This window comes from Pseudomonas sp. 478 (assembly GCF_003254125.1).
Classification (GTDB): domain Bacteria; phylum Pseudomonadota; class Gammaproteobacteria; order Pseudomonadales; family Pseudomonadaceae; genus Aquipseudomonas.
This window is the reverse complement of the sequence record NZ_QKZG01000019.1, coordinates 89,781-98,979: the sequence shown is the minus strand read 5'-3', so window position 1 is coordinate 98,979 and position 9,199 is coordinate 89,781. Positions and strand designations below refer to the sequence as shown.

Here is a 9,199-nt window from a genome sequence, read left to right as displayed (position 1 = left end):
TTCCCCATGTGAGAGTAGGTCATCGTCAAGATTAAATTCCGAAACCCCTATCTGCGTATGCAGGTAGGGGTTTTGTTTTGCCCGCAGGAAAGTGCCGCGGCGAAAAAGGGACAGCCCATCGGCTATCCCTGGTTCCAGCAGCATCGTTAGTGAAACTTCGGCAGAACGTATTCAGCGATCTCTTCAATAACCTCGGCAACCGGTCGTTCGCTACGACGCAGATGTAAGCCAACGTGCTGCACACCGGTGTCACGCAAAGTCTGAAGCTCATCAATCAATGCCAGCCTCCCGCAGCTGCCGCCAAAACGTACACGTCGCATCGGTGCATGAGGATTGGCCGCCAGATCCAGGTGAACGAAGCTGATGTAGGGTTTGTCGCCACCGACCTCCCGCCACAGTCCCACTCGGCGCCGATGCTCATCCGGAGTGCCGGGGTAGGCGAGCCAGCCATCCATGTGTTGTCCGATCCAAGCTGGGGATTGTTGACCAAGACCTGCAACCAGCAATGGCACCGGCTGATCTCGCTTCGGTAACAGGCGAGCACCTTCCGGCAGACGACCTTCACCTTGGCTGCGCAACAACTCGACCGTATCGCGAAAGATCTCTCCCCGCTGATCGTAGTCCACACCAAATAACGGATACTCCATAGGTCGGTCGCCACTGGCCACACCCAATAGCAGACGCCCATCACTCAGTTCATCAACACTGTTGGCTGCCTTGAGCGTTAACCAAGGTTGACGTAGCGGTAATACAACCGCCGCTGTCCCCAGCATGATGTTGTCGGTGATTCCAGCCAGGTAGCCAAGATAGGAAAAGGTTTCGAACACCTGTGCCGCATCACCAAAATCGGGATCAAAAACCGGCACATCGCGTACCCACAGAGCACTGAAACCAGCCTTGTCTGCGAGACTTGCCATAGCGGCGTGCTGCTTCAGGTCCGGAACACCAAACGGCCGCTCCTCGGCAATTCGCTGTCGCTGCCCATCGCTGGACCAATCGTTATCCAGCGGCAGTTCAAGCCCAATGGAAAATCCATTGGAACCCAGTAAACGCTGAAATCGTGGATGCATGAAGGACTCCAAAATAACCAAACGGAATGACATGCACCCAGTATCTACAGGCCCTTCTTCAAGAAAAATGCATGAATGGGAATATCAATCTTGAGCAAAACGCACGAGTTATAAAAAAACCGACCGTCGTTTTGGCCTTCAAGGACAGCCGTTAGAGGAAATCGCATTAAAGTGACCGTCCGGTTTTTGGTATGGTGCAGCTCGTTTTTTTAACGGACTGAATTCAAGTCTACGGATTGGCGCCCCCCTTTAAGTCAAAGAGCTGCTGCAGAAATGCCCCAACCGATACCCATCAAGGACCACGAAAAAGAGACGCGCCTGGTCAACAAAAGACTGATGGCTTGCGCCCTGTTCGTTGTTGCCATTACCTGCGCGCTGGTCGTGCGCATGTATGTCCTGCAGGTGGTCGAATTTGATTATCACTCGACGATCTCTGAAAACAACCGGGTCCACGTCCTGCCGATCACCCCCACGCGCGGATTGATCTACGACCGCAACGGCGTGGTTCTGGCGGACAACCGTCCCAGCTTCAACCTGACCATCACCCGCGAACGCGCCTCCGATGTTAAAGAGGAGCTGGATGAAGTTGTCAGCCTCCTGCACTTGCCGACAGAAGATCGAGCGCTGTTCGACAAGGCAATGAAGCAGACCCGACATCCATTCGTGCCGGTCACCTTGTTCTACGAGCTCAGCGAAGAACAAATCGCGGTGTTGGCGGTCAACGAGTTCCGTCTGCCAGGGATCGACGTAGAGCCGCAATTCGTTCGCCACTACCCGATGGGCGCGCACTTTGCGCATTCGATCGGCTACGTCGGCCGCATCAACGAGAAAGAATCCAAAGCTTTGGACACGGTGGAATACCGTGGCACTCAATCGATCGGCAAAACAGGCATCGAAAAATTCTACGAGTCGCAGTTGCACGGCCAAGTGGGTTACGAAGAGGTCGAAACCAACGCTCAGGGCCGGGTCCTGCGAGTGCTCAAGCACACCGATCCGATCCCAGGCAAAAACATCGTACTGAGCCTCGACGTCAAACTTCAGGAAGCCGCCGAGGAAGCCTTGGGTGATCGTCGCGGTTCGGTGGTCGCACTCGATCCGTCGACCGGCGAAGTGCTCGCGATGGTCAGCAAGCCGAGCTTCGACCCGAACCTGTTCGTTACCGGGATCAGCTTCAAGGAATACGCAGCGCTGCACGACTCGATCGACCGGCCGCTGTTCAACCGCGTACTGCGCGGCCTCTATGCACCGGGTTCAACCATCAAGCCGGAGGTGGCCATTGCCGGTCTCGACGCTGGCGTCGTTACCCCGCAGACCCGCGTCTTCGACCCCGGTTATTACCAACTCCCGGACTTCGATCACAAGTACCGCAACTGGAACCACAGCGGCGATGGCTGGGTGGACATGGACGCGGCGATCATGCGCTCCAACGACACCTACTTCTACGACCTGGCCCACAAGCTGGGCATCGACCGACTGCATGACTACATGGCCATGTTCGGCCTCGGCGAGAAAGTCTCGCTGGATATGTTCGAAGAGTCTGCGGGCCTGATGCCATCGCAAGCCTGGAAGCGCGCCACGCGCCGTCAGGCATGGTTCCCGGGTGAGACCGTGATCCTCGGCATCGGCCAGGGTTACATGCAGGTCACACCATTGCAGCTCGCCCAGGCTACTGCACTGATCGCCAACAAAGGTGTCTGGAACCGGCCGCACCTGGCCAAAACCGTGGACGGTGTTGCGCCAGTGGATGAGCATCCAATTCCAAACATCCTGTTGAAAGACCCGCGTGACTGGGAGCAGGTCAACCACGGCATGCAAATGGTGATGCACGACGCTCGCGGGATTGCGCGGGCGGCAGCGCTGGGCGCTCAGTACCGCATCGCTGGCAAGAGTGGTACGGCGCAAGTGGTGGCGATCAAGCAGGGCGAGCGCTACAACCGGGCGAAAACCCTGGAGCGTAACCGCGACAACGCCTTGTTTGTCGGTTTTGCCCCGGCCGAACATCCGAAGATTGTCATCTCGGTGATGATCGAAAACGGTGAGGCCGGCGGTCGCGTCGCCGGTCCCGTAGTGCGGCAGATCATGGATGCCTGGCTACTCGATCAGGACGGTCACTTGAAGCCGCAATACGCTACACCGAGCAAAGCACCGGGTGACCCTCACGTCTAATCTCGATCAAGGCTTCACAGCACAGGCTCACGGATACTGAGCATGTGCTGGAAGCTTTCGAGGAACACGGTTCCGGCCTGACTCATCTTCTGTTCGTGATTCCACAGCAGTGAACTGATGATGTTCGAGCTGCCCATCACTTCGACTTCAAACTCGTGTTCTCTCAGGGGAATACGATCAAGTGTGGGAGCGGGCTTGCTCGCGAAGAACGATAACGCGGTCCACCTGACGGAACACAAGCGCTGTAAGGCACTTGCCATCGCCCTGACGTTAACGTAAAGATTGCGACAGGGCGCTGATCTTGAAAAAGCGCAGGGCGGACCGATCCGGAGCGCTTGATGACGCTAATAAAAACAACTCCTCCCAAACTTCACCGCGAAGCCCGGCTGGCCCGGGAAAAACTCCATCTCGAGGGCGCAGTCCCCGATGGCGTGTTGCGGGCGGAAATCGATGCGTCGTGGCGGCGTAGCCTCAGCCATGGCGTGCATTTCAATGCCAAGCACGAGCTGGCGCTGGAATCGAGCGCGACCCTCGACGTGCTGTTGGCGAGCAATCGGCTACTGATCGACGCTGCATTGCCGGCCATCGATTACCTGGCCGAACGTCAGGGCAAGGAAGGGCTGATCATCCTCGCCAATTCCGACGCCACCATTCTCGCTGTCGAAGGCCGCGCCGATCGCCTCAAGGGCAGCGGCCTGCAAGACATCACCCTCGGCGCCTGCTGGAGCGAAGCCGCTCGCGGCACCAACGCGCTGGGCACCGCACTGGTAGAAGCCCGGCCAACGATGATCGATTGCGGCGAACATTACCTCGATCGCCTGACCGATTTCTCTTGCACCTCGGTGCCGATCCATTGCCCGCAGGGCGACATCCTCGGCGTACTCGACCTGACCCGCGAAGGCCCGCTGGGCCGCGTTCACGACAGCACCGCGTTGCTGGCCATGGCTGTCAGCCAGATCGAAAGCCGGGTGTTCAACGCCAGTTATCCGGACGAGATCGTCCTGGCTTTCCATAGCCGTCGGCAATACCTCGAATCCCCTTGGCAGGGTCTGTTGGCGGTGAGCCTTGGCGGGCAGATTCTCGCGGTCAGCGCCCAGGCCTGTCAGTTGCTCCACGCCGAGCGCTCGGCGCTGGTCGGTCGACGCTGTGAAGAGTTTCTGGGCGTCGATGGCCTGCAACTTCTGTCGCGTCTGCTTCAGGGCGGTGTCGGCAGTCTGCAAACGGCCAAAGGCGAGTTCTTCTACAAAACCCTGCGTGCGCCGCAGCGTTCGATCAACGTCAGCACGCCACCGCGCAGCCCAGCGAAAACCGCCAAAGCACAACCGGATCTCGAATCCCTGGCCGGCAGCAATGTCCGTTATGCCCGAGCCTTGCGCATGGCCCGTCAAGGCCTGGCCAATGAGCTGCCAGTGTTGCTGCTGGGTGAAACCGGCACCGGTAAGGAAGTCATCGCCCGCGCCCTGCATATGGCCGGAGCCCGTTGCGATAAGCCCTTCGTCGCGGTGAACTGCGCGGCGATCCCCGAAGGCCTGATCGAGTCGGAATTGTTCGGCTACCGCGAAGGCGCATTCACCGGCTCCCGTCGCGGCGGCATGATCGGTCGGCTGCAACAGGCCCATGGCGGCACCTTGTTTCTCGATGAAATCGGCGACATGCCGCTGGCCTTGCAGGCCCGTCTGCTGCGGGTGTTGCAGGACCGTAAAGTGGCTCCGTTGGGCGCCGGCGAAGAGCAAGACATCGACGTCGCACTGATCTGCGCCACCCACCGTGACCTTAAGCGTCTGGTGGAAGACAAACACTTTCGCGAGGACCTGTTTTATCGGGTCAATGGCATCAGCGTGATGCTCCCGGCCTTGCGCGAACGTGAGGATTTCAGCGGCCTGGTCACTCGACTGCTGGCCAAACTGGATGCGCCGACGATGGTCCTGCATGACGATTTGAACCGCTTGCTCGGCGGCTATCACTGGCCGGGCAACATTCGCCAACTGGAAATGGTCTTGCGCACGGCACTGGCCATGCGCGAGCCGGGGGACACGGTACTCACCCTCGACCACTTGCCCGACAGCATGCTCGACGAGTTGAGCGCCACCGAACGGCCTCAGGCCGGCAGCATTCGTGAAAACGAACTGGAGCTGATTCGCCAGTCCCTGGACACTCACCAGGGCAACGTCTCGGCCGCCGCCGACGCCTTGGGCATCAGCCGCGCGACCTTGTATCGCAAGCTCAAACAGTTGCGCTCGTGATGCAGCGCTTGATCGTTCGGCTGATCGACAGCCAAAACCCCGAAGCCCTGCAAGCGGCGTTGCGCTGGCTCTACAGCTTCGTACGGCCCCATCGTCTGGCGATTGCCGGGTTGCTCGGGTTATCGGTCTGCGCCTCGTTGCTGGTGTTGGTCCAGCCTTGGCTGACCAAACTACTGATCGACGATGGCCTGCTGGCGCGCAACTTTCCGATGCTGGTGCTGATCGCCGGGTTAATGATCGTGGCCGGGCTGCTCGGAACGGGGTTGTCGGGGATCAACCGTTACCTGCACACGCGACTGTCCGGGCGGATTCTGTTTGCCCTGCGCGACGACCTCTATCGACATCTGCAAACCCTCTCGCCGAGTTTCTACGGACAGCGCCGAATCGGTGACCTGATGTCGCGCCTCGATGGCGACGTTGCGGAGATCCAGCGTTTTGCCGTGGACTCGTTGTTCTCGGCGGTGTCGAGCGTGATCGGTCTGGTCTGCGCCGTGGCGATGCTGCTGACCCTGTCGTGGAAACTCTCGCTGCTGGCGCTGGTGCTGATTCCCCTCGACGTACTCTGGCTGCGCTGGATGCGGCGCAAGGTCGAGCGCGATGTGCGGCAATTGCGCGAGCGCTCGGCGGACATGTCCTCGTTCATGGTCGAGACCTTGCCGGTGATGAAATTCATCCAGTCCGCCGGCCAGCAACAGCGTGAATCGCGGCGCCTGGAGACACTGGGCCAAGGCTACATGAGCCAGTTGTTGCGCCTGCAAGTCACCGAGTTTTTCACTCAGGCGGTGCCGGGCACACTGACGTCGCTGTCCCGTGCCTGCGCGTTCCTGATCGGTGGATATTGGGTGGTGCAGGGGACCTGGCAACTGGGCGCACTGATCGCGTTTTCCACCTATCTGGGCATGGCCGTCGGACCGGTACAGAGCCTGCTTGGGCTCTATGTCGCGGTCCAGCGAATGACCGTCAGTCTCGGGCGCGTGATGGAATTGCGCGGCGAAGAACCGACCGTTCTTACACCGGTTACGCCGCGACCGATGCCGACTTCCGGCGAGCTGCGTTTCGACAACGTGCACTTCAGCCATCCCGGTCGCCCGACGACCCTGCGCGGCATCGAAGCGCGAATTCCCTACGGTTTGAAAGTCGCCCTGAGCGGCGGCTCCGGGGTCGGTAAATCGACCCTGATCGACCTGCTGCAACGGCACCACGATCCGCAGTCTGGCCGGGTGTTGCTGGGAGAGGTTGATCTGCGCGAACTGGATCTGTTCCAGCTGCGTCGGCGGATTGCGGTGGTCAGTCAGGACATCGTGCTGTTTCGCGGCAGCCTCGCCGACAACCTCGCCTATGCAATGCCGGACGCCAGCCGTGAAGCGATTGTCGAAGTGGCGCGGCTGGCGCAACTCGACAGCCTGATCGCATCGTTGCCCGAAGGCCTCGACAGCCCGTTGGGTGAACGCGGTCAGCAGTTGTCCGGCGGGCAGAAACAGCGCATCGCCATCGCCCGGGCGCTGTTGCAGGACCCATTGATTCTGGTGCTGGACGAAGCGACTTCGGCGGTGGATGAAGCCACCGAGCGCGAAGTCATCGAAGCTATCGATCGACTGTTTGCCGGGCGTACGCGGATCCTCATCAGCCACCGTCCTTCAACCTTGGCCGATGCCGATTTGCGCTTTGAATTGCTCGACGGCGTACTCACTTCAAAAACGGTGCTGCATGAAGCCTGAGCTGCGGATTGGCGTGGTGGACAGTGGTCACTCGGCGGCACAGCGGGTGCAAGTGGTCGCCGGGCGGCGCTTCTCGTTGCTGGCGGATGGATTGGCCGAAAGCGACTTGCGCGACGATCCGTTGGGTCACGGCAGCGCGGTGATCGAGGCCATCGGTCGACGGGCGCCGTCGGCGGTATTTTGCGTGGCTCAGGTGTTCGACCAGCGCGGCGTCACCAGCGCGTTGCAGATCGCTACGGCGATTGACTGGCTGGTGGCGCAGGACGTTCGGCTGATCAATTTGAGCCTCGGGCTGCGTCAGGATCGCAGCCTGTTGCGTGAAGCCTGCGCCGCGGCGGTGGCGCGAGGTATTTTGCTCTGTGCGTCCAGTCCGGCTCAGGGCGAGGGCGTGTTTCCGGCGAATTATCCACAGGTGCTGCGAGTCACCGGCGATGCACGTTGCGCCGAACAGGAATGGTCGTGGCTCAACAGCGCTCAAGCGGATTTCGCCGCGTGTGTGCATGGCACCTATCCGGGGCAGTCTGGTGCCAGCCTCGGCTGTGCGGCGTTGAGCGGGCATATTGCGGGTTTCCTGGTTGAACATCCTGAGGCAAGCAACGAACAAGTCATCGAGTGGTTGCGGGAAAACGCCCGCTATCGCGGCCCTGAACGGCGCTTCGGAGCATGATTTTGATTCTTGGCGCAGGGCCTGCGGGAGCGGCGGTTGCCTTGGGTTTGCGTCGGCTCGGCTATCCGGTGACGCTGGTCAGCGAGTGGCGACGATTTGCGGCGCTGGAGGGCGTTTCCATTCGGGTGCTGGAGGCCTTGCGTGGCGCCGGGCTTCATCAAGCCTTGGCGGATGCGGCGCTGCCGTCCCAAAGACAGGTGTCATGGAACGGCCAGCAGCATGCGCAGAACATCGAATTTTTACTGGATCGCCCGAGCTTTGATCGAGGCTTGCGTGAAGATTTGCGCCTGGCGGGCGTTGAGCTGATCGAAGGCCGTGTGCTGACGGTGCAGTCATCGGCTTCGGGGCATCGGATAGAGGTCGAAGGGCGCGAGGCGCTGCTGGCGGATTTTCTGGTTGAGGCGCGTGGGCGTCAGGCGCCGACGCTTGGCAAAGGCCTGCGCGGACCGGAGACGGTTAGCCTGCTCAATCGCTGGCAAGGCACGCCGGGCAGCACCGCCAGCGCGGTGGAAAGTCTTGAGGACGGCTGGGCCTGGATGGCCCGGCGAGCCGACGGTCAGTGTTATTGGCAATGGACCGTGGACGTGGCCAGTGCTGAATTGCCAGGCAAGGCGCAGTTGCTCGATTACTGTCGTCAACGACGCCAAGGTTCGGCGTTGGCCCGGGCGTTTTTCGGTGTCGAGCCTGAGGTCGATCTACAGCTGCATGCCCGTAGTAGCACGGCGATTCTGTGCCCGCAGGTGTGTGGCGATCACTGGATTCGGGTAGGCGATGCGGCGATGGCGGTGGATCCGCTGTCGGGCAATGGGATTTTTCAGTCCTTGTCCTCGGCGTTACAGGCGCCAACGGTGATCAACACGTTGTTGCGTAAACCCGAGCGAGCGGCGTTGGCTCAGCGCTTTCATCAGCAACGGGTGGAGCAGTTGTTTTTGCGTTTTGCGCGGATCGGGCGGGATTTTTATGCCGATGAGCAGCGTTGGATGCAGCAGCCATTCTGGCTTGCACGGCGGCAGTGGCCGGATGCTGAAGTGGCGCATGCCGAGGCGGATTTTTCCTCACTGAGGATTGAGCGTGCGCCGGTGTTGAAAGATGGTTTTGTGGATGAAGCCGAGGTGGTGATTACGGCGGATCAGCCGCTGGGGATCTGGCATGTGCAAGGGGTTGAATTGGCGCCGTTGGTGCGGCGGTTGCGGACCGAACCGGCCGAGCAGGTGTTGGCCGGGTTGACGGTGGAGCAGGGAAGGGTGGTCCGCAGTTGGTTACTGTCGCAAGGCTTCAAACCCTGAGATTGGGGCGACGGGGCTGGCCCCTTCGCGAGCAAGCCCGCTCCCACAG

At 60.5% G+C, this 9,199-nt stretch carries 7 protein-coding genes; 5 read left to right on the top strand and 2 right to left on the bottom strand.

Annotated features, from left to right (window positions below; translation table 11 throughout):
- Positions 1-146: 146 nt before the first annotated feature.
- On the bottom strand, positions 147-1,070 hold the full coding sequence (locus tag DFS28_RS28775; RefSeq protein WP_111452482.1) for a TIGR03571 family LLM class oxidoreductase: 924 nt from the start codon (positions 1,068-1,070) through the stop codon (positions 147-149).
- Positions 1,071-1,343: 273 nt separating this feature from the next.
- Between DFS28_RS28775 and mrdA the strand changes: the two genes are divergently transcribed.
- On the top strand, positions 1,344-3,236 hold the full coding sequence (gene mrdA / locus DFS28_RS28770) for a penicillin-binding protein 2 (RefSeq protein ID WP_008145469.1): 1,893 nt from the start codon (positions 1,344-1,346) through the stop codon (positions 3,234-3,236).
- A 14-nt stretch (positions 3,237-3,250) separates the two neighbouring features.
- Here the strand turns inward: mrdA and DFS28_RS30995 are convergent, their stop codons facing one another.
- Positions 3,251-3,373 (bottom strand): hypothetical protein, encoded by a 123-nt coding sequence (locus tag DFS28_RS30995; protein WP_256596906.1) that lies wholly within the window; start codon positions 3,371-3,373, stop codon positions 3,251-3,253.
- A gap of 201 nt (positions 3,374-3,574) precedes the next feature.
- Between DFS28_RS30995 and DFS28_RS28765 the strand changes: the two genes are divergently transcribed.
- From DFS28_RS28765 to DFS28_RS28750, 4 genes are read left to right on the top strand one after another with little or no spacing between them, the layout of a single operon-like run.
- Positions 3,575-5,479 carry a sigma-54-dependent Fis family transcriptional regulator gene (locus tag DFS28_RS28765; RefSeq protein WP_111452481.1) on the top strand — a complete coding sequence of 635 codons (1,905 nt, stop codon included), beginning with the start codon at positions 3,575-3,577 and terminating at the stop codon, positions 5,477-5,479.
- Entirely contained in the window at positions 5,479-7,197 is a 1,719-nt protein-coding gene (locus DFS28_RS28760; protein WP_111452480.1) for an ABC transporter ATP-binding protein, read from the top strand. Before DFS28_RS28765 ends, DFS28_RS28760 begins: the two co-directional genes overlap by 1 nt.
- The gene (locus DFS28_RS28755; RefSeq protein WP_102616637.1) at positions 7,187-7,864 is read left to right on the top strand and encodes a S8 family serine peptidase; all 678 of its coding nucleotides are present in this window, start codon (positions 7,187-7,189) and stop codon (positions 7,862-7,864) included. Before DFS28_RS28760 ends, DFS28_RS28755 begins: the two co-directional genes overlap by 11 nt.
- Entirely contained in the window at positions 7,861-9,150 is a 1,290-nt protein-coding gene (locus DFS28_RS28750; protein ID WP_111452479.1) for an FAD-dependent monooxygenase, read from the top strand. The genes DFS28_RS28755 and DFS28_RS28750 overlap by 4 nt, the downstream gene beginning before the upstream one ends.
- Positions 9,151-9,199: the final 49 nt, after the last annotated feature.